At 62.9% G+C, this 21,004-nt stretch carries 14 protein-coding genes; 11 read left to right on the plus strand and 3 right to left on the minus strand.

Annotated elements, in window-relative coordinates; translation table 11 throughout:
* Window positions 1-391 precede the first annotated feature (391 nt).
* From FKZ61_RS09550 to FKZ61_RS09560, 3 genes are read left to right on the plus strand one after another with little or no spacing between them, the layout of a single operon-like run.
* The gene (locus FKZ61_RS09550) at window positions 392-1,573 is read left to right on the plus strand and encodes a COG1470 family protein (RefSeq protein ID WP_141609884.1); all 1,182 of its coding nucleotides are present in this window, start codon (window positions 392-394) and stop codon (window positions 1,571-1,573) included.
* A 27-nt stretch (window positions 1,574-1,600) separates the two neighbouring features.
* On the plus strand, window positions 1,601-2,641 hold the full coding sequence (locus tag FKZ61_RS09555; RefSeq protein ID WP_141609885.1) for an ABC transporter ATP-binding protein: 1,041 nt from the start codon (window positions 1,601-1,603) through the stop codon (window positions 2,639-2,641).
* Complete coding sequence (locus tag FKZ61_RS09560; protein ID WP_141609886.1) at window positions 2,625-3,632, plus strand: ABC transporter permease; 1,008 nt, start codon at window positions 2,625-2,627, stop codon at window positions 3,630-3,632. The genes FKZ61_RS09555 and FKZ61_RS09560 overlap by 17 nt, the downstream gene beginning before the upstream one ends.
* Window positions 3,633-4,063: 431 nt before the next feature.
* Here FKZ61_RS09560 and FKZ61_RS09565 read toward each other — a convergent pair whose 3' ends face one another.
* Window positions 4,064-5,161: a zinc-binding dehydrogenase gene (locus FKZ61_RS09565; protein ID WP_211358498.1), complete on the minus strand. Its 1,098-nt coding sequence runs from the start codon at window positions 5,159-5,161 to the stop codon at window positions 4,064-4,066.
* Between the two features lie 319 nt (window positions 5,162-5,480).
* On the opposite strand from FKZ61_RS09565, the gene FKZ61_RS09570 reads away from it, so the two are divergent.
* The gene (locus FKZ61_RS09570) at window positions 5,481-7,784 is read left to right on the plus strand and encodes an ATP-binding response regulator (RefSeq protein ID WP_170199510.1); all 2,304 of its coding nucleotides are present in this window, start codon (window positions 5,481-5,483) and stop codon (window positions 7,782-7,784) included.
* On the opposite strand, the gene FKZ61_RS09575 is transcribed toward FKZ61_RS09570, so the two are convergent.
* A complete protein-coding gene (locus FKZ61_RS09575) occupies window positions 7,717-8,901 on the minus strand; it encodes a response regulator (protein ID WP_141609888.1) in 1,185 nt (394 codons plus the stop codon). The genes FKZ61_RS09570 and FKZ61_RS09575 overlap by 68 nt on opposite strands.
* 454 nt (window positions 8,902-9,355) lie before the next feature.
* Here FKZ61_RS09575 and FKZ61_RS09580 point away from each other — a divergent pair, with 454 nt between their 5' ends.
* From FKZ61_RS09580 to FKZ61_RS09610, 7 genes are all read left to right on the plus strand, one after another.
* A complete protein-coding gene (locus tag FKZ61_RS09580; RefSeq protein ID WP_141609889.1) occupies window positions 9,356-10,741 on the plus strand; it encodes an extracellular solute-binding protein in 1,386 nt (461 codons plus the stop codon).
* A 131-nt stretch (window positions 10,742-10,872) separates the two neighbouring features.
* Window positions 10,873-11,781 carry a carbohydrate ABC transporter permease gene (locus FKZ61_RS09585; RefSeq protein WP_141609890.1) on the plus strand — a complete coding sequence of 303 codons (909 nt, stop codon included), beginning with the start codon at window positions 10,873-10,875 and terminating at the stop codon, window positions 11,779-11,781.
* Between the two features lie 12 nt (window positions 11,782-11,793).
* Window positions 11,794-12,723, plus strand: coding sequence for a carbohydrate ABC transporter permease (locus tag FKZ61_RS09590; protein WP_211358499.1), 930 nt, complete (start codon window positions 11,794-11,796; stop codon window positions 12,721-12,723).
* 110 nt (window positions 12,724-12,833) lie between these two features.
* A complete protein-coding gene (locus tag FKZ61_RS09595; RefSeq protein WP_141609891.1) occupies window positions 12,834-13,778 on the plus strand; it encodes an NAD-dependent epimerase/dehydratase family protein in 945 nt (314 codons plus the stop codon).
* A complete protein-coding gene (locus FKZ61_RS09600; protein ID WP_141609892.1) occupies window positions 13,775-14,899 on the plus strand; it encodes a Gfo/Idh/MocA family protein in 1,125 nt (374 codons plus the stop codon). The genes FKZ61_RS09595 and FKZ61_RS09600 overlap by 4 nt, the downstream gene beginning before the upstream one ends.
* Before the next feature lie 583 nt (window positions 14,900-15,482).
* Window positions 15,483-18,191, plus strand: a complete 2,709-nt coding sequence (gene acnA, locus FKZ61_RS09605; RefSeq protein WP_141609893.1) for an aconitate hydratase AcnA — start codon at window positions 15,483-15,485, stop codon at window positions 18,189-18,191.
* A gap of 73 nt (window positions 18,192-18,264) precedes the next feature.
* On the plus strand, window positions 18,265-20,067 hold the full coding sequence (locus FKZ61_RS09610; protein ID WP_229964202.1) for a M3 family oligoendopeptidase: 1,803 nt from the start codon (window positions 18,265-18,267) through the stop codon (window positions 20,065-20,067).
* Here the strand turns inward: FKZ61_RS09610 and FKZ61_RS24455 are convergent.
* The gene (locus FKZ61_RS24455; RefSeq protein ID WP_170199514.1) at window positions 20,057-20,653 is read right to left on the minus strand and encodes an abortive infection family protein; all 597 of its coding nucleotides are present in this window, start codon (window positions 20,651-20,653) and stop codon (window positions 20,057-20,059) included. The two genes, FKZ61_RS09610 and FKZ61_RS24455, sit on opposite strands and share 11 nt — an antisense overlap.
* Between the last annotated feature and the right edge of the window lie 351 nt (window positions 20,654-21,004).

Here is a 21,004-nt window from a genome sequence, read left to right on the forward strand (position 1 = left end):
GTTGTGCCGGAAAGCGGATGTGGCCTGGATCGTGTCGATGGCGGTGTGCACAAAGAGTGTGACCAGATGCGCGACAGGGCGCGACGCGCTCTGATGGACGCTTATTGTATATCAGTTGACTACTTCTGCGCAATCATCTTTCGCTGTGCCGACCATTTTTTAATCTTCGTCTAATTTATGCATAATTTATCACCAAGATCGCGAGCGTATAACGGTCTTGTATGTCCAGATGGGAAAGCAGACGCCGATCGGCGCCGGCTACCGGAGGGTCCATCGCCCCCGGGGCAGGGTCCGTCCCGGCGTCTGGCCGATCTGGAGGCCGATTCACATCAAGCATCGAGGACAAACTTAAAAAAAACGCATGGAAATCGCACTGAAGGAGGCTATGACAATGGGACATCAACGGTTGCGATTGCTTGCGCTCATGTTGATTGCCCTGCTCCTGGTCTGGCCGGCGCCGCTCCAGGCCCAGGATGCCACCCCGACACCCGCGGCGGCGCCGTCGCTGACAGTTTTCACCCCCTATCCGTCCCAGATCATCGGCACGGAGGATAACGTCAACCTGGACATCAAATTGCGGGTGACCGGGGAGCCCCAGGTGGTCCGGCTCTCCATGGAGGAGCTGCCCGAGGGGTGGACGGCCACCTTCCGGGGCGGCAGCCGCATCATCCAGGCGGTCTACGTGGAGCCAGATACCGACGCCAGCGTCACCCTGCGTCTGGAGCCGCCCGCGTCGGTGGAGGCGGGCACCTACCGCTTCGTGGTGGCCGCCCAGGCCGATGATCGCTCGGCCCGCCTGCCCATCGAGCTCACCGTCCAGGAGAAATTGCCCCCCAACCTGGCCTTTTCCGTGGAGCTGCCCACCCTGCGGGGCAAGCCCAGCACCACCTTCCGCTATAACGTCACCCTGGAGAACAAGGGAGACGAGGACATCACCGTGAACCTGAGCGCGGACGCGCCCAACACTTTTGTGGTCACCTACAAGTTGAGCGGCCAGGAGGTGACCGACATCCCCCTGGGCGCCAATGAGTCCAAGCGGCTGAGCGTGGAGGCCAGCGCCCTGAGCGACGTGGCAGCCGGCACCTACCCCATCACCCTGCGGGCCCGGGGCGGCGAGGCAGAAGCCACCCTCCAGGTCAACGCCGAAGTGGTGGGCGAGTCCAGCATCCAGGTGACCACGCCCGACGGCCGCCTCTCGGGCCAGGCGTACGCTGGCCAGGAGGCGCCCTTCACCGTGATCGTCCAGAACAATGGCTCCGCCCCGGCCCGGGATATCCAGATGAGCGCCTCCCAGCCCAGCGGCTGGTCGGTGGAGCTGGATCCCAAGACCATCGACCTGTTGGAGCCGGGCCAACAGGTGGAGGTGACCGCGAAGGTACGCCCCAGCGACAAGGCCGTGGCGGGCGACTACGTGATGACCGTCACCGCCCGTCCGGCGGAAGGCTCTTCCAAATCGGTGGACTTTCGCATCACGGTGTTGACCTCCACCCTGTGGGGCGTGGCCGGTGTGGGCCTCATCGCGGTCTCCATCCTGGTGGTGGGGTTGGCTGTGATGCGCTTCGGCCGGCGCTGATGGCCGTGGCCCTCAAGGAGGCAGCCCATGGCTGAGAAAAACCGACGCTCATCGGCGCATCAGGAAGAAGGCCGCCACGACGACGTGGTGCTGCGTACCCGGGGGCTGACCAAGCACTACGGCTCCTTTGTGGCCGTGGACAACCTGGACCTCACCATCCGCCGGGGGGAGGTCTTCGGGCTCCTGGGGCCCAACGGCTCCGGCAAGACCACCACCATCCTGATGCTCCTGGGGCTGACCGATCCCACCGCCGGGACGGTGGAAGTGCTGGGCTTCGACCCCCAGCGGCATCCCCTCAGCGTCAAGGCCCGGGTGGGCTATCTGCCGGACCAGGTGGGCTTCTACGACAACCTGACGGGCCGGGAGAACCTGACCTACATCGCCAAACTCAACGGGATTCCCCGGGCCGAAGCCTACCGGCGCATCGACGAGGCCCTGGATCGCATGGGCCTGGCTGAGGCGGCGGACCGGCCGGTCTCCACTTACTCCAGGGGGATGCGTCAGCGGCTGGGGGTGGCCGAGCTGTTGCTCAAGCACCCCCAGATCATCATCATGGACGAACCCACCCTGGGGCTCGACCCGGAGGCGGCCCGCCTCTTCCTGCGCATCATCCGGGACCTGCGGGATGAGGGCATTACCATCCTCCTCTCCTCCCACCTGCTCTATCAGGTGCAGGAGGTCTGCGACCGGGTGGGCCTCTTCTCCCGGGGGCGCATGGTGTTGGAGGGGACGGTCCAATCCCTGGCCCAGCGGGTCCTGGGCGGCGCCTACCGGGTGCACCTGGAGGCCCAGAGCCCCAACGGCGCCGTGGCCGACGCCCTGGGCCGGCTGCCGGATGTGGTGGCCGTGCGCCAGGAGGGAGACCGCTACATCCTGGAGGCCCGGCGGGATCTACGGGCCGAGGCAGCCCGGGCGGTGGTGGAAGCGGGCGGCCGCCTGCTGAGCCTGGATGTGGAGGCGCCCAGCCTGGACGAGATCTACGCCCGTTACTTCCAAGAGATGAAATCGGCAGAGGCGCAACCCGCGGCGTCGAAGCGGGAGGAGGTGAAACATGGCCGCAACCCTTGAGCAGACTTCACCCCCCCAGGGGCAGGTCGGCCGGCCCCGGCGGGAAGGTTCCCCCTGGACCGGGCTCTGGGCGGTGGTGGCCAAGGACATGGCCGACCACCTGACCAGCGTGCGCATGCGCATCCTGGAGCTGCTGATCGTTTTGACGGCCAGCGGCACGGTCTACGTGGCCCTGCAGAACCTGCGGGGCACCACCGGCAGCCAGGACCGCTTCCTCTTTCTGCGGCTCTTCACCACCGGGCAGGATCCCCTGCCGGCCTTTGTGGGTTTCCTGAGCTTCCTGGTGCCCCTGATTGCCATCGCGCTGGCCTTCGACGCCATCAACGGCGAGTTCAACCAGCGGACCCTCTCTCGGGTCCTGGCCCAGCCCATCTACCGGGATGCCCTGCTGCTGGGCAAGTTCCTGGCCGGCCTCTTCACCCTGGCCCTGGTGATGGCGGCTATCTGGCTGTTGATCATGGGGCTGGGGATCCTGGGGCTGGGCGTGCCACCTACCGGGGAGGAGGTGGCACGCACGCTGATCTTCCTGCTGGCCACCATTTTCTATGGCGGCATCTGGCTGGTGTTGGCCATGCTCTTTTCCACTCTCTTCCGCCAGCCGGCCACCGCGGCCCTGGCCTCCATTGCCGTCTGGCTCTTCTTCATGATTTTCTGGGGCATCGTGGCCGACATTCTGGCCGCCGTCTTCCGGCCTGTCCAGGTGGGGCTGGTGCAGGAGGTCATCGCCCAGGCTGAGCTGCAGATGGCCCTGGCCCGTGTCTCGCCCAACACCCTCTACGCCGAGGCCATGATCGGGCTGTTGCAGCCCTCGGTGCGTTCCTTTGGCATCCTGTTGCCCTCCCAGCTCCAGGGGGCGTTGTTGGGCGCGCCCCTGCCTCTGGGGCAGAGCGTGTTGCTGATCTGGCCCCAGCTCACCGGCCTGATCGCGGCCACCATCCTGCTCTTTGCCGTGTGCTACGTGGTCTTCCAGCGCCAGGAGATCCGGGCGTAAGGTTCGTCGTAGCCACGAGGGCACAGCCGCCAATCCATCCAGGATGGATTGGCGGCTGTTGTTTTGCGCGTAGCCATGTCCGGCGGGCCGGGAGCCCGCCTCTACAGGAATTGTCGCCCCGTCGTAGGCGCAGCTCGCAGCTGCGCCGCCGTCGATATGCCTTCACCCGTCTGGATATGGCGCCATCGGGCGGCCGAGGGCCGCCCCTACGGCAAACCGGCGTCCTTTCGCGGCTGACGCCATCGGGCGGGCACGGAGGCTCGCCTTTACAGGAATTGTCGCCCCGTCGTAGGCGCAGCTCGCAGCTGCGCCGCCGTCGATATTCCTTCACCCGTCTGGATATGGCGCCATCGGGCGGCCGAGGGCCGCCCCTACGGCAAACCGGCGTCCTTTCGCGGCTGGCGTCATCGGGCGGGCACGGAGGCCCGCCCCTACGGCTGCAGGGTGACCTTGATGGACTCGGTGCCGGCGTGCACCAGCTCGATGCCCTGTTCGAAGCTGGCCAGGGGCAGGCTGTGGGTCAGGATCTCCTCCATGGGCAGCAGCCCCTTGGCCAGCATCTCCATGGCGATGGGATAACAATAGGGGCCCAGGTGGGAGCCGTGGATGTTCAACTCCTTGAGATCGCCGATCACCGTCCAGTCCACCGTAACCGGTTCCCGCATCACGCTGAACTCCACGAAGGTGCCCAGGCGACGGATCATGGCCAGCCCCTGGGTGACCGCAGCCGGGTGGCCGGTCGCCTCGATGTAGACGTCACAGCCGTAGCCGTCTGTCAGCTTGAGCACCTCTTCGACCACATCCACCTGGCGCGGGTTGAGCACCAGGTCGGCGCCACACTTGCGGGCGATCTCCAGGCGGTGGTCGTTGAGGTCGATGGCCACCAGGAGGTGGGGATTTTTCAGGCGGGCGGCGGCCACCATGCCCAGGCCCAACGGCCCGGCGCCGGCAATGACCACCACGTGGTCCAGTTCGATCTCCCCTCGCTGCACCGCATGGATGGAGCATGCCAGCGGCTCGATGAACACGGCATGGGCGACGGGGACCGTCTCCGGCACCCGGTAGTTGATGGCGTCGGCCGGGAGCCGCACATACTCGGCCATGGCGCCGAAGGCCCGCTGCCGGAAGCCGTACACATCGCCATTGGGGCACATCCAGTATTGGCCCCGCTGGCAGAAGCGGCACTGCCAGCACGGCACGATCTGCTCGGAGACGGCCACGTCGCCCAGGGAGAGGCCGTACTTCTCGCCGGCGCCCTCGCCCAGGGCCACCACCCGGCCCACGAATTCGTGGCCGGGAATCACCGGTGGCTGGCAGTAGCCGGGCGTGTCACCGGTGCCCCAGAACAGGGGCGCGCCCATGTAGCATTTCAGGTCGCTGGCGCAGATCCCCACCGATTCTACCCGCAGCAACACCTCGCCAGGGCCTGGGGTCGGCGTTGGGTATTCCTCCAGCCGGTAATCTTCTAGCCCGTGGCAGACCACCGCTGCCATCGTCTTGGGGAGTGATTCAAGGGTTTGGATGCCCATGTTGTACCTGCCTTTTCATACCCCCGCCTCGCGGGATGGATGGTTGTCCTGTCGAGAATCCAGATGAACTCAGGCACCGTGACAGCATAAAACAATGACAGCATAAAACAGGAGCCCTGGCAAGCCTGCCTGAGGGTTGTCAACCTGATTGTTGTAGTCAAAAGCGCGCCTTTGTGGCATCCTAATCTGGCCGGTATCGATGATGAGCGCTGCCCTGGTTGACAAGGAGCTATGAGGGATGGTGCGCAATTTCAAATCAAGAGAATATCCTGGTAGGGACATCAGCCTGCATTCCCACCGCCTGGCGGAGGGGGGGGATATGGCAAGCCCGCTGGATGCACGGGAGCCGGGCCCTGTAGCGCTCGAAGAGACCGGGGAGGCCCAGACCCTCCAGGCCCCTGAGCTCCAGGCGGGCGACTGGTCCTATCTGCAAGATGGTACCTTTGGGCCGATGGCAGCTGTCATCGGGGTGTTTGGGCTGGCGATCATCGTTTTTGAGCAGCAACTGGCCGCCCTGTTGCATCTATCCAGCCCCGGCGTTTGGTTGTCGGTGTTGGGCCTCTGCCTCATGGTGACCAGCGTAGGCAGCTATCTGCTGGGGCGCTACCACCTGCGGGCTGCGGATTGGGCGTTGGTTTCGGGCACTGCGGCGACCACGTTGATGGCAGCCGCCTGGTGGCCCGATCGGGGTTTTCTCTTCTTCTTGCCCGGGGCATTAGCCCTGGCCATCTTCCGGATGGGCGCGTGGCATGCCCTGTGGCTCCTTACCCTTTTGGGGGCGGCCCTGGAATCTCCATGGCTGAGCCCCCGCCTCTTCTGGCGCAGTGGCCAGGCGCCTGTTCTGGTGGGGGCGTTGGGCCTGCTCTGGCTGATCGGCTGGATCGACTGGCATCGCCGGAGCGAACTGCTCCACTTTTTTGCCCGTGCGTACCAATATGCTCAGGACCAGCTGCGGACCGTGCGGGAACATCGCATGGTGTTGAACCAGACCAACGACGAACTGCTCCACGCCTATGGGGAGATCCATCGTCTGAACAAACTTCTGCAGGCCAGTCGGTTAGAAGCTGAGGCCGCGCGGCGCTCCAAGGAGGATTTTGTGGCCAACGTGAGCCATGAGCTCCGTACGCCCTTGAATATGATCATCGGCTTCACCGAAATGATCATGAACTCGCCATCGACCTACGGACCCAACCTGCCCCGTGCCCTGCTCTCCGACATCCGGGTGATCTATCGCAACAGCCAACACCTCTCCCAAATGATCAACGACGTGCTGGATCTGGCCCGGGTTGAGGCTGGCCAGTTGATCTTGAGTCGAAATTGGGTGGATGTGCGTACCATCGTACAGGAGGCTGCCCAGGCGGTGCAGCCCCTTTTCATCAGCAAAGGGTTGTTCCTCCGGCTTGAGCTGCCGACCCAAGAGCTGACCGCCTTTTGTGACCGGCTGCGGATCCGCCAAATCCTGCTGAATTTGTTGAGCAACGCAGGGCGGTACACCGACACAGGCGGCGTGACGGTCACCCTACAGAGCCGGGAGAACCATCTGGTCTGTTGTGTGGCCGACACCGGGCCGGGGATTCCTCCCCAAGATCGAGAGCATCTTTTCGAGCCCTTCCACCAGCCCCACAACGTGGACCGGGCCGTGGCCGGAAGCAGTGGCCTCGGGTTAAGTATTTGTAAAAAGCTGGTAGAATTACATGGCGGCAAAATCTGGGTTGAAGATCGGGAAGGACCTGGCGCGGCTATCGCCTTTTCCCTGCCCCTGAAATTGCCCGACTCCGGCCCCCCGCCGGCGGTAGGCTGGCTCAACCCCTATCGCACCGCCGAGCTCCGACAACATGCACCCCTGCCGAAGTTGCCTGGTCTCCGAGACCGTTACGTGATCCTGGAGCAGGAAGAGATGTTACGGCGTCACTTTGCTGCACTCCTGCCCGAAGCTGAGGTGATCCGGGTAGAAAGCCTGGATCAACTGCAGGCGCAGATCGCCGAACTCCATCCGACGGCCCTGGTGATCAACGACATCGACGCGATGGAAGACAAGCGCTACAGCCATCGCTTTCAAAGCCTGCCGGAAAGGATGCCCATCGTCAGCTGCTATGTGCCGGGCCGCAAGGAGGCCATGGAAAAGCTCAACGTGGTGGAGTATTTGGTCAAGCCCATCGTCCGCCAGGAGCTGTTGGCCATCATCCAAGATATTGTGGGACCGGGCAGCACCATCCTGATTGTGGAGAACGAGCTGGAGATGGCGCTCCTGATTCGGCGCCAGCTGGAAAACGCGGACCGGGGCTACCGCATCATCCAGGTGGGGGATGGCCGTGAAGCCCTGACGTGTATGCGGGAGCGGCGGCCTGATCTGATCTTGCTGGACCTGGCCCTGCCCGATCAGGATGGCTACCAGGTCCTGCGGGAGAAGAACCTGGATCCGACCATCCAGGGGATTCCCGTAGTGGTGATCTCGGCGCGCGATCCGGTGGGTGAGCCGGTGATGGTGGGGCGGCTGCGGGTCGAGCTGGTGGGCGGCCTTTCCAGCCGGGACATTGTCCGGGGGGTAGAAGCCATCAGCCAGGCGTTTTCGTCGGTCCACCGGTCAGCACATCCAGCGTCTCCAACAGTTTCGTCCGATTGACCGGCTTTTGTAGAAATGCCCGGGCACCCAACAGGTAGGCCAGCTCCTCTTGAGGCAGAATCGTACAGACAATGACGGGAATATCGCGGGTGGCGGGATGGTGGCACCATTCGCTGAGCAGGTCCCACCCGGCCATGTCCGCCATCATGATGTCCAGAAGCAGGGCCCGTACCTGGTGCTGATGCGCCAACTGAATGGCCTGGCGACCGTTGTCGGTGGCAATGATCCGATACCGGGAATGGGTCACATAGCGCTTGATAAGCAAGCGGGCGTCGGGATTGTCATCCAGGACCAGGATGGGCACACTTTGGACCGTGGGCAGACGCACCACGATGGCCGGGGGGGTATCCTGGGTTTTTACTTTGCCGCCGAACGGAATCAACAGCTGGCCCACTGTGGTCAAGGTGGGCTGGCAGCCGGTCAACGTCAGGGCCGGAACCTGGGCATCGGCCAGTTCCACAGTACATCGCACTGAGTCGTCCCTGCTTTCCAATCGAATGCGAATATGCCTGCCCCCCTGGGTAATGGCACAGCTGATGACGGTCAGCAATGCCTGGCGCACAACCGGCGGCGGGATAGCTGCCAGGGCCTCGGTCTGGCTAGATTCATGGTGGATGGTCACGTCGTAGCGTTGGGCCAGGGGCATTACATCGTTCAACGCGTGACTCAGCTCCTCTGACACCCGACAGGCATCGGTACCGGTCTCCTCCCGCAGCCAGGCCACCTCCTGCTGAATGGCTGGGTTCGCCACCGGCGGATCCGGGAGGCCGTTTTCCAGCTGGAACCGTTGCCAGAGGCGCTCGGCCAGATATTCGATGGCATTGTTTTGCAGCCGTCGCAGTTGGCGCACACTGATGCCAAATTGATAGGCCACTTTATCCTGGTTTAACTGGTTGACAAAGCGGAAGTAGAGGACGTCCCAGAAGCGGGGTGGAACATCGCCCCGGCCAGCCAGGGCTTCAATTTCATCCAGCAGCAGTTGTTGGAGCGCCACCGGCGTGAGCGGTGTGCCATCGGCGCTCAGCAGAGTGAGCAGCGGGCTATGGCGCAGGTTCTCGAAGTCGTCCAGCTGCATGAGCGCTGTGCGGAGAATTGCAAAAAAGCTTTCTCTGTCCATATGTCCGCTTTTTGGCCGAAAAAGATGTCCGGAAATGGGTGCGGGGGCCTTCTCCTGGCATACATTTTGGGGTACCCTGGCCGGAAAGGGGAGGACGCCGCACCCTACACCACCTCATCGAACAGGCGCATATCTGACGACCCGAGCAGGCTTAGGCCGTCGGCACAGGCAGGGCCACTCCCTGTGGGCGTTGGTTTATGTTCCTGGGCCGTTAGGAATGCCAGGGGCATTATAGCAACCGCCCGCGGCCGTGACAACCTGGATTCCCTGCCACCGCCCAGAGATTGGGACACGACGAATTGTCCCTGGCGGCCTGGGATTGTTTCCTCCCCGACCCATTGCCACCCTGACAGCCCGGACCTTTTTCTGCTCTGGTTATATAGCTGGTTTTGCTTCTGCTGTTTCACCGATTCACATTCACACTGATTCACATTCACACCATGAGGAGGAAGCTATGTATCCCATTCGTCAGTCTGGCCTGAGTCGACGAGCCTTTTTACGTGGTCTGTCTGCGTTGGGGGTCGGGGCCGCGTTGGCCGCCTGCGCGCCGTCTGCTGCCCCTGAAAGCGGCACGACTGCCGGGGGTAGCGGCGAGGCACCCTCCAAGGAAGGGGTGACCATTCAATATTGGGTCTTCTGGAGTCAGTTGGGCGCCCTCAAGGAGGCCTTTGAACAGACCGAAGAGTGGCAGGAGGCCATGGGCGACAATACGTGGGAATTCCGCAGCGGCATCGAGCAGGAAGCCCGGCTGACGGCGGTGGCTGCCGGAACGCCGCCGGACATCGGTGCGTTGGGGAACTACCTGGACTTCATGATTCGCGGGGTGGTGATTCCCCTGGACGACTATGTGGAAGCCAGCGATATCATCGATCCAGAGCAGTTCATTGAGTCCAACTGGGAAGTCTGCCAACATGAGGGCAAGACCTATGGCATTCCGGCCAATGAGTGCTTCGTACGACGGGGGTTGAACTACAACGTGCGACTGGTAGAGGAGGCTGGCCTGGATCCGGACAACCCGCCGGTGACCTGGGATGAGCTCTTTGCCTGGCACGAAAAGCTGACCAAGTTTGACTCTGCCGGCAATATCGTGCAGATCGGGATCGATCCCTACGACGCTGAAGGCGGTACCGGTCCGGGCAACGACGGTTGGTTCCTCCAGGAGTCGTGGGGCTTTAACTATTACAACGAAGAGACCCGCGAGTTTAACCTGGACCACGACAAGATGGCTGCGGCCTTTGAGGTCATGGGCGAATTTATCAAGCTCATCGGGCCGGACAACCTGGTCGGCCTGCGCAGCGTCGAGGGCCAGGGCACCTGGGGCGCCGCCTACACAGCCCAGGTGCAGGCCATGATCATCGAAGGCTACTGGCACCCCGGCGAAACCTACAACGAAAACCCCGACGTGGCCCAGTACAATCGGGCCACCTGGGTCCCGGTTCCCGAAGATCGCCGCGGCACCAAGATCCAGTTCGGTGGCGGCCACATGGTACAGATTTTCCGAGACGGTCGCTACAAGGACGAGGCCTGGCCCATTGCCGAATGGCTGCAATCTAAATCCTGCAACGACCTGATTTACGACAACATTGGCTGGCTGCCTGCCTACAAGCCCTATTTCAACCAGGCAGACCAGAACAAATATCCCGGGCTCAAGTTCTACTTTGATTCTGTGGCGGAAGCCAATTACTGGGGACCCTTTATCCGTTGCCCCATTCAAGCCTTCGTCCAACAGAAGTATCAGGAACTCCGAGAGGCGGTCTACCGGGGCCAGATGACCGGCGCCCAGGCGGCGGCCCGACTTCAGGAAGAGGCCGTTAAGGAGCTCGAGGCGTCGGGCTTTTAGCACATGACGGCTTTAGAGAGGCCCGTGGTTACGTAAGACGTGGTGCGTGGTGCGGAGCGCGTCAACGGGCACACGCACCACGCACCACACCTTACGTCCCGGCATCTGAATTTGCCCCGCAGGAGGTCTCCATGTCCTTCACGCTTCCCATGTCTCCTCGAAAACGCCGAAATCTAATTTTGGGCTTGCTCTTTGCCTCGCCCTGGATAATCGGTTTTCTGGCGTTTACGATCATTCCCATCCTGTCGTCCCTGTACTACAGCTTCACCCGTTACGATCTCTTGCGACCACCTCATTTTTTGGGGTTGGACAACTACATTAACCTCTTTACCAACGACGATGACTTTCGGCTGGTAGCCTACAATACCCTCTGGTGGGTTCTCATCAGTGCGCCCATGGGCGTGCTCTCTGCCTTTCTGATGGCCTTGCTCCTTAACACCCGGATCTGGTGGCGCTCTCTCTTTCGAGCCATCTTTTTCTTTCCCTCCATCGTCCCTGTGGTGGTGACGGCCTTTGTCTGGCAGTTCCTCCTGAATGTCCAGTATGGGGCCATCAATTCCACCTTGCAGGGGTTGGGGTTGCCCACCATTCCTTTTTTATCCAGTCCAACCCTGGTGAAGCCCTCCCTGGTGTTGATTCACATGTGGTCCCAGGGGGCTGCCATGGTCATCTTCCTGGCCACCCTGCAGGACGTACCTCGCTCCCTGTATGAGGCGGCCACGGTGGACGGCGCCAACGCCCTGCGCAAGCTGTGGCATATCACCATCCCCATGGTCAGCCCGGTGATCCTGTTTAACCTGGTCATGAGTTTTATTGGCGGTTTCCAGTACTTCACCCTACCCTGGCTATTGACCCAAGGCGGCCCCAGTAAGGCGACTGAGTTCTATGCGCTCTTTCTGTACCGCAACGCCTTCATCTTCCTGCGCATGGGCAAGGCCTCGGCGTTGGCCTGGATCCTGTTTGTGGTGATCGTGGTGTTTACCTACCTACTTTTTCGCTTCTCGGGCCGGTTCGTCTATTATGCCGGCGCATCCCGATAGGAGGCGTAGACCATGTCGATGCGCACAACCACCCAGTCTCCATCCTGGCCACAACCTACCCTGTCTGGCCGCATCCAGCAGCTACGCAAGCTGACCTGGATGGATTGGCTGGTTGAAATCACGAAATACACCATTCTGATCGTGCTTGCGGTCAGCTTTTTGCTCCCGTTCTACTGGATGGTCTCGTCGGCTGTGAAGAATGACGCCCAGGTCTACACCGTGCCGCCCATCTGGTTTCCCGTGCCCCAGCACTGGAACAATTTCTGGGATGCCTGGAACAGTGAGAATTTTAACCTCTTCACCTACAACACCGTGGTCCGCTATGCCATTCCGGCCACTATCGGCACCGTGGTTTCTTCCTCCCTGGTGGCCTATTCCTTCTCACGCATCGAATGGCCAGGCCGTAACTTCCTGTTTGGCATTGTGCTGGCCACGTTGATGATCCCGGGTTGGGTGCGGCTGGTTCCCCTCTTCATCATCTTCAAGCAACTGGGCTGGATCAACACCTTCCTGCCGCTGGTGGTTCCCCACTTCTTCGGCAACGCTTTCTTCATTTTTCTCCTGCGCCAGTTCTTCCTGGCCATCCCCATGGAACTCTCCGATGCCGCTCATATCGACGGCGCCAACGAGCTCCAGATTATGACCCGGGTGATCCTGCCCCTGGCCAAACCTGCCCTCGCTGTGGTTGCGCTCTTTACCTTCATGGATGCCTGGAACGACTATCTGGGCCCCTTGATCTACGTCAATGTGGAGAGCAAATGGGTGCTGGCGTTGGGTGTGCAGCGGCTGCGCAACGCCGTCTACGAGATCGGCAACCGCCAGCTGGCCTACCCGTACCTCATGGCCGTCAGCTCCCTGATCACCCTGCCCATCTTTCTGGCCTTCTTCTTTGCCCAGCGCACCTTTATTGAGGGGATCTCCTTGACGGGGCTGAAGGGCTAGAAGATTGAAGGAAAAAGCCTTCCCCCAACTTGCATCGGGCGACCTTCTGGCGTAGCATCGTCTGTGACTGACCACTGCCACCACCACCCCTGGAAAGGAAGTGAAACGCCATGAAAGTCCTCGTCACCGGCGTGAGCGGACGCCTGGGCCCCTACGTGGTGCGGGAACTGGAGGCGGCCGGCCACGAGCTGGTGCTCTTTTCCCGCCGCGAGCCGCCCCAGGAATTCGCCCACTGGCCCTGGATCCAGGGCGATATCACCCGCTTCGACGACTGTATGCGGGCAGTGCAGGGCGGCTTCGACGCCGTTCAGCACCTGGCCGCCCAGCCCTGGCCCACGGACCATCCCCACATGCAGCGGCTGCGGGAGGAGCGGGGCGCTCCCTTTGACGCCACCCTGCGGGCCAACATCATGGGCCTCTATTACCTGCTCCAGGCGGCCCTCCGCCAGGATATCGGCATCTTTGTCATGACCGGCAGCAACTGCGCCCTGGGCCACGGTTTTCGCATCAGCGACCGCCCCTTTCCCCATCGGTACTTTCCCGTGGATGAAGCCCATCCCACCGACGTGGAGGATTCCTACTCCTATAGCAAGCTGGCCGGCGAAGAACTGCTGGCCTCCTATACCCGGGCCTACGGCATGCGGACCTACGCGCTCCGCTCCGCCGGCATCTGCAACCAGGAGCGCCGCCGGCAGATGGCCCAAAACGCGGCGCCGGCCCAGGCGTGGAACCCCTGGCTCTGGTGCTGGGTCAGCAGCGAAGATCTGGCCACCGCCCACCGACTGCTCATGGAGCGGGCCGAGGCCATCGAACCCCACGGCGTCTACTTCTGCAACGCCGACGACACCACGGCCCTGGAACCTTCCCGGGAGCTGGTGGAGCGCTTTCGGCCGGATCTCCTGCCCCTGGTGCGGGATCTCCCCGGGCACAGCTCCTTCCTCTCCAACCAGCGGCTGAAGAAGACCGTCGGCTGGGCCCACCGCCAGTCGTGGCGGCAACACCTGTTCGAAACCACCCCAGAATCACAATCACCGAATGAAGGAGATATCCCATGAGTCAGCGAGTCGGCATGGGCGTGGTGGGTGCCGGGGCCATCGGCATCCGGGGCGCGCTCATGCATCTGAGCCAGGAAGATGTCCAGGACCGGGTCCGGCTGGCCGCCATCTGCGACCCGGTGCCCGGCCGCGCCGAAGCGGCCGCCCAGAAGTACGGCGTGGCCCGCTGGTACCTGACCTACGAAGAGCTCCTGGCTGACCCGGACGTGGACGCGGTCACCCTGTGCACGCCCATCGGCCTCCACTACCAGCAGGGGCTCATGGCCATCGACGCGGGCAAGCACATCCACTTCAACAAGACCATGACCACCCGGGTCGATGAGGCCACGGATCTCATCCAGCGGGCCGCGGCCAAAGGCGTCCACATCATCGCCTCGCCGGGTATGATGCTCTTTCCCCACAACCGGCGCATCCGCCGCCTGATCCTGGAGGGGAAGCTGGGCACCCTCTCCTGGGCCATCGCCGGCACCACCGCCGGCAGTGGCCAGTATCACCTGCAGGAGGAGTTCCGCACCGGTCAAGATGTGCTCACCAGCGTAGATCCCAGCTGGTATTTCAAGAAGCCCGGCGGCGGCCCCCAGTACGACGTGACGGTCTACTGCCTCCACAACATCACCGGCATCCTGGGGCCGGCCAGGCGGGTCACCGCGCTGTCAGGCATCGCCATCCCCGAACGCCATTATCAGGGGCGGACCATCGCCACGGAGATGGACGACAACACCATCCTCATGCTGGACTTCGGCAACGCCATGACCGCCGTGATCTACGCTACGGTAGCCGGCAGCATCACCGTGGGCTTCCAGCCCAACATCTACGGCACAGAAGGCAGCGTGGTGGGCACCCGGTTCAAGCCTGTGGCGGGCGAGGAGCAGGAATTGAAGCTGCCCGACGAGTTCCCGCCCCATGTCTCGGGCGTCCACCGGGAGATGCGGGAGTTCCACGTCTTCGAGGATATGATGCAACTGGTGGACTTGATCCGCGAGGGCAAGCCTTCAATCGTCACCGCCGAACACGCCCGCCACGTCATCGACATCATCGAATCCGGCTACCGGGCCGCCGAGACTGGCCAGACCCAGGAGCTCCGTACCACTTTTGACCCCCTTCCTCTGGCCGACCTCTAGATCGGCATTCGATCGGCATCCACAGCCAGGCGCATCCACCCCGGAGGCCGCCTGGCTGTGCCCCCAATTTCGGGGCCCTCTCCGGCGGAAGCTCGCACGGCGGTGGAACGGCATTGGCCCAAACTCCACCGCCGTTTCTCTTCTCTTCCACCCCTCCTCGGGCCACGGCGCTGGCCAATCCTCGCGCGATCCCCAAATAAATCTGAAAAAGGGGTGGCGCATTTAACGCATTTTCAACTCTGCTGGTATGATAAGGGGTACCAACAGGGAAGGGCCCACAGCGACCGGCAGGCTATTGACAGGCAGTTTGCCAAAAACCAAAACCCAGGGCGAGGCCAACGCTCACCATCGTTGCCCATGTTGAATCTCTCCGTACCCAGGTTCCGCTGAGAGGGCCGGATAAATCTGTGTCCATTTGTGACACCTGGGAAGAGAGCCATCGGCAAGGAGCGAGAAGGCAGGTCCCTCTGAACCTGCGTTGCGGGGGGCTCCCCCGCTGTGTCATGGTTTTCAGCGGACGTTTAGCCCCTGATACCCGGCGCCAACAGGGTGATGTCAAGGGATTATGGAGAAAGGACATCAGATGGCTTTTCAAGACTTTTTCAACGCAAAAGGTACCTTTGATACCGGCAGCGGAGAAGCGGTCATCTACCGGCTGTCGGCCTTAGAAAAAGAGGGCGTTGCCAACATTTCTCGTCTGCCCTTCTCGATCAAGGTGCTGCTGGAGGCAGCCCTGCGTCAGGCGGACGGCTTTGAGATTACCCAAGAGGCGGTGGAAACCATCGCCCGCTGGAGCCCAGAGACCGCGGGCACGGTGGAGATCCCCTTCAAGCCCGCGCGGGTGGTGCTCCAGGACTTCACCGGCGTGCCCAGCGTGGTGGACCTGGCCGCCCTGCGCAGCGCCATGGCCCGCCTGGGCGGCGATCCCAAGAAGGTCAACCCGGTGGTACCGGTGGACCTGGTCATCGACCACAGCGTCCAGGTGGATCGCTTCGGCAGCAAGTTTGCCCTCTTCTACAACGCGGAGCGGGAGTTCGAACGCAACCGGGAGCGCTACGAGTTCCTCAAGTGGGGCCAGGAGGCCTTCGACAACTTCCGGGTGGTGCCCCCGGCCACGGGCATCGTCCACCAGGTGAACCTGGAGTACCTGGCCAAGGTGGTCCAGCTGGCGCCCCACAACGGCCTGCAGGTAGCCTATCCGGACTCGCTGGTGGGCACCGACAGCCACACCACCATGATCAACGGCCTGGGCGTCCTGGGCTGGGGGGTGGGCGGCATCGAGGCCGAGGCGGTCATGCTGGGCCAGCCCATCTACATGCTCCTGCCCGAGGTGGTGGGCTTCAAGCTCACCGGCGAACTGCCCGACGGCGCCACGGCCACCGACCTGGTGCTGCGGGTGACCGAGATGCTGCGCAAGAAGGGCGTGGTGGGCAAGTTCGTGGAATTTTACGGGCCGGGCCTGGCCAAGCTCAGCCTGCCGGACCGGGCCACCATCGCCAACATGGCGCCCGAGTATGGGGCCACCACCGGTTTCTTCCCCATCGACGAGGAGACCCTCCGCTATCTGGTGGGCACGGGCCGCCCCGAGGAACTGGTGGAGCTGGTGGAACGCTACGCCAAGGAGCAGGGCCTCTTCCACTCGGCGGACAGCCCCGAGCCCATCTTCAGCGACACCCTGGAGCTGGACATGAGCACCGTGACCCCCAGCCTGGCTGGCCCCAAGCGCCCCCAGGATCGGGTGGAACTGCGCCAGATCAAGGAGAAATGGAACGGCATGTTGCCGGCGCCGGTGGGTCCCCAGGGTTTCGGCCTGGCTCCCGAGGAGCTGGACACCCGGGTGGAGGTGGAGCACGACGGGGAACGCTTCGAGCTGACCCACGGCAGCGTAGTCATCGCCGCCATCACCTCCTGCACCAACACCAGCAACCCCACCGTGATGATCGGCGCCGGCCTGCTGGCCAAGAACGCGGTGGAGCGGGGCCTGGACGTCAAGCCCTGGGTGAAGACCAGCATGGCGCCGGGCAGCAAGGTGGTCACCCGCTACCTGGAGGCCAGCGGCCTCATCCCCTACCTGGAGGCCCTGAACTTCCACACGGTGGGCTACGGCTGCACCACCTGCATCGGCAACAGCGGCCCCCTGCCGCCCCACATCAGCCAGGCCATCAAGAAGGGGGACCTGGTGGCCGTCTCGGTGTTGAGCGGCAACCGCAACTTCGAAGGCCGCATCAGCCCGGACGTGCGGGCCAACTTCCTGGCATCGCCTCCCCTGGTGGTGGCCTATGCCATCGCCGGCACCATTGACATCGACATGGAGCAGGAGCCCCTGGGCCACGACCCCAACGGCGAGCCCGTCTACCTGCGGGACATCTGGCCCAGCCAGGAGGAGATCCGCAACGCCATCCGCCGCAGCCTGAGGCCGGAGATGTTCCGGGAAGAGTACGCCAACGTCTTCGACGGCAACGAGACCTTCAACCAGATCCCGGTCAAGGGCGGTGAGCTCTTCCAGTGGGATCCGGAGAGCACCTACATCAAGGAGCCACCCTTCTTCATGGACCTGACGCCGGAGGTGCCGCCCGTCCGGCCCATCACCGGCGCCCGGGTGCTGGCCGTCATGCCCGACAGCACCACCACCGACCACATCAGCCCGGCCGGCTCCATCGCGCCGGGCAGCCCGGCCGCCCAGTATCTGGAAGCCCACGGTGTCCCCCGCTCCGAGTGGAACAGCTACGGCAGCCGCCGGGGCAACCACGAGGTGATGATGCGGGGCACCTTCGCCAACATCCGCATCAAGAACCAGATGCTGGACGGCGAAGAGGGCGGCTACACGGTCTACATCCCCACCGGGGAGAAGATGACCATCTACGACGCGGCCATGCGCTATCAGGAGGATGGCACCCCCCTGATCGTCCTGGCCGGCAAGGAATATGGCACCGGCTCCAGCCGGGACTGGGCCGCCAAGGGCGTCCTGCTCTTGGGCGTGCGGGCGGTCATCGCCGAAAGCTTCGAGCGCATCCACCGCAGCAACCTGGTGGGCATGGGCGTCCTGCCCCTCCAGTTCAAGCCCGGCCAGAGCGTCAGCAAGCTGGATCTGACTGGCTTCGAGACCTACGACATTCTGGGGCTGGACGACAACATGAAGCCCGGCCAGGAATACACCGTCCGGGCCACGGCCGACAACGGCGCCGTGACCGAGTTCACCGTGATCAGCCGCATCGACACGCCAGTGGAAGTGGAGTACTACAAGAACGGCGGCATCCTGCACACCGTGCTACGCCGCCTGCTCCAGTCCTGAGTCTGGCTGAGGGATGGGGGGCGGCCCAGGTTGATAACGGGCCGCCCCTTCTTTTCAAGTGAGGGAACGTTTCATGAGCATCACAACCACGGAGCGGACCGAGCCCTTCGAGCTTTCGGGCTGGGATCTCTCGGAATTGTTGCCGGAACCGACAGAGGAAGTCATCCAGGAGCGCCTGGCCGCCCTGGAAGAGCGGGTGCAGGCCTTCACCGCCTGGCGGGAGAAGCTGAGCCCGGAGATGGATCCGGCCGATCTGGTGGCGCTATTGCGCCAGTATGAGGAGCTGGTGGCGCAGAGCTACGTCCTGGGCGCCTATGGCAGCCTCTGGTTCTCGGCGGATACCCAGTCCTCGGCCGCCCTGACCTACCGCAACCGCATCCAGCAGGTGCTGACCGGCGTCCAGAACCGGACCCTGTTCTTTGAACTCTGGTGGAAGTCCCTGGACGACGACGAGGCGGCCGCGCTGCTGCCCAGCCCGGAGCAGTACCCCGACTACCGCCATCACCTGGAGGATCTGCGGCGCACCAAGCCCTACACCCTGGACGAACGGTCGGAGCAGATCATCAACATCAAGGATGCCAACGGCATCGACGCGGTGATCACCCTCTACTCCATGCTGACCAACCGGCTGGAATTCACCATCACCGTGGACGGGGAGACCAAGACCCTGACCCGGGACGGGCTGATGGCCTATGCCCAGTCGGCCCGGGCCGACCTGCGGGCCGCCGCCTACCAGGAGCTCTACCGGGTCTACGGCAACGAGTCCAACATCCTGGCCCAGATCTACGCCAACCGGGTGCGGGACTGGTACGCGGAGCACGTGGAGTTGCGGGGCTATCCCTCGCCCATCGCGGTGCGCAACGTGGCCAACGACATTCCCGACGCGGCCGTGGACGCGCTGCTGGATGTCTGCCGGCAGAACGCCGGGGTCTTCCAGCGCTATTTCCGGCTGAAGGCCGGCTGGCTGGGCATGGAGAAGCTGCGCCGCTACGACATCTATGCGCCCCTCCAGGAGGACGACCGGGAGATCCCCTACCAGGAGGCGGTGTCCCTGGTGCTGGACACCTTCCAGCGCTTTGAGCCCCAGGTGGCCCGGCTGGCCCGTCGGGTCTTTGAGGAGAAGCACATCGACAGCGAAGTGCGCAAGGGCAAGCGGGGCGGCGCCTTCTGTGCCACGGTCCTGCCCAGCCAGACGCCGTGGGTGCTCATGAACTACACCGGCAAGGTGCGGGACGTGGCCACCCTGGCCCACGAGCTGGGCCACGCCATCCACAGCATGATGGCCGCCGACCATTCGGTGCTGACCCAACATGCGACCCTGCCCCTGGCTGAGACCGCCTCGGTCTTCGCCGAGATGCTCCTGACCGAGCGCCTGCTGACCGAGGAGCAGGATCCGCTGGTGCGGCGCAACATCCTGGTCAAGTCCCTGGACGACATGTACGCCACGGTCCTGCGCCAGGCCTACTTCGTCCTCTTTGAGCGGGAGGCCCACGCCGCCATCATGGACAACAAATCGCCCGAGGATCTCTACGCCATGTACATGGCCAACCTGGCCGAGCAGTTCGGCGACAGCGTGGAGGTGAGCGACGAATTTCGCTACGAATGGGTGAGCATCCCCCACATCTACCACACCCCCTTCTACTGCTACGCCTACAGCTTCGGCCAGTTGCTGGTGCTGGCCCTCTACCGGCGCTACCAGCAGGAGGGGGAGGCCTTCAAGCCGGGCTACCTGCGCATGCTGGCCCGGGGTGGCTCAGCCCGCCCGGAGGAGATCCTGCAGGAAGCGGGCATCGATATGACCGATCCGGCCTTCTGGCAGGGTGGCTTCGATGTGATCCGGGATCTGATCGACCAGTTGGAGGGGATCAAGCTCTAGGCCAGTCTGGCGTCGATACCACGGCAGAAATTCCGGGTGCCCTCTGGGCGTCCCTACCTCTGGTGGAAGCTATCGGCGAATTTCTACCGGGATTTACCAGGGGGGGCGCTGGATCAACAGCGCCGGCGGAGCAAAAGGGATCCACGATGCGAACAACGGCGTGGCGGTCCATCACATCTGGACCGCCACGCCGCTTTGTTGATTGGGCTGATGGGAGCGCATGAGGGATTGTTGCTTCTGCACTCTTGCCATGCGCATCACCAAGCTGGTTTCGCAAGGCCGCTAGACCGCCGACCACGGATTGACAGTTTCCCAGTATTCTCCGAACAAGGTGGTCTGTGTATTGCTCTGGAGCAAGGTGTAATTGCTCTACTACAAGATGATAAAGTTTTGGAAGATCGGCGCTGTCCGGATAGGCGATTTGCTCTTCATAAAGGATGTGCTTGCAAACGGTCTCAACCAAAGTCCGTGCTGCCGTAATGGCACCTTCGGGATCCTCGCTTTTCCGTCTTAGCGCCCTCTCCCAAGCCCGTTGTACGTGCTCTGAGTTAACAGTCAACAGTTGTTCCGAAACCTCGCTCTCCACTGGGCTTCTCTTGCTAGGGAGTCGGGGAACCCAAGCAATGTCTCGGATATGCCAGTTATTGGTCTGGGCAAGTCCTCTGATGGCCTGCTCAATCTGCTTTTTCTCTTGAGCGTATAACTCCTCGAGTCCATCCAGAATTTTACGAGGAGCAGCAATGTTTACGTCGTACAGCTCAAGTTCTCGCTCGCCCCCTAGTTCAAAGAGCAGATCTACGAAAGAGCAAGTCTAGCTCGCAGTCAGACAGTATAGCTGCTGCGCTCTTTTCATCTCCCTCTTTCAGCCACTCGATTACTTGTTCCATCATACCCTGACCCCTTGGCGGCTGAACGCTTGAAATCACGCGATTGCGGG

This window comes from Litorilinea aerophila (assembly GCF_006569185.2).
GTDB lineage: Bacteria > Chloroflexota > Anaerolineae > Caldilineales > Caldilineaceae > Litorilinea > Litorilinea aerophila.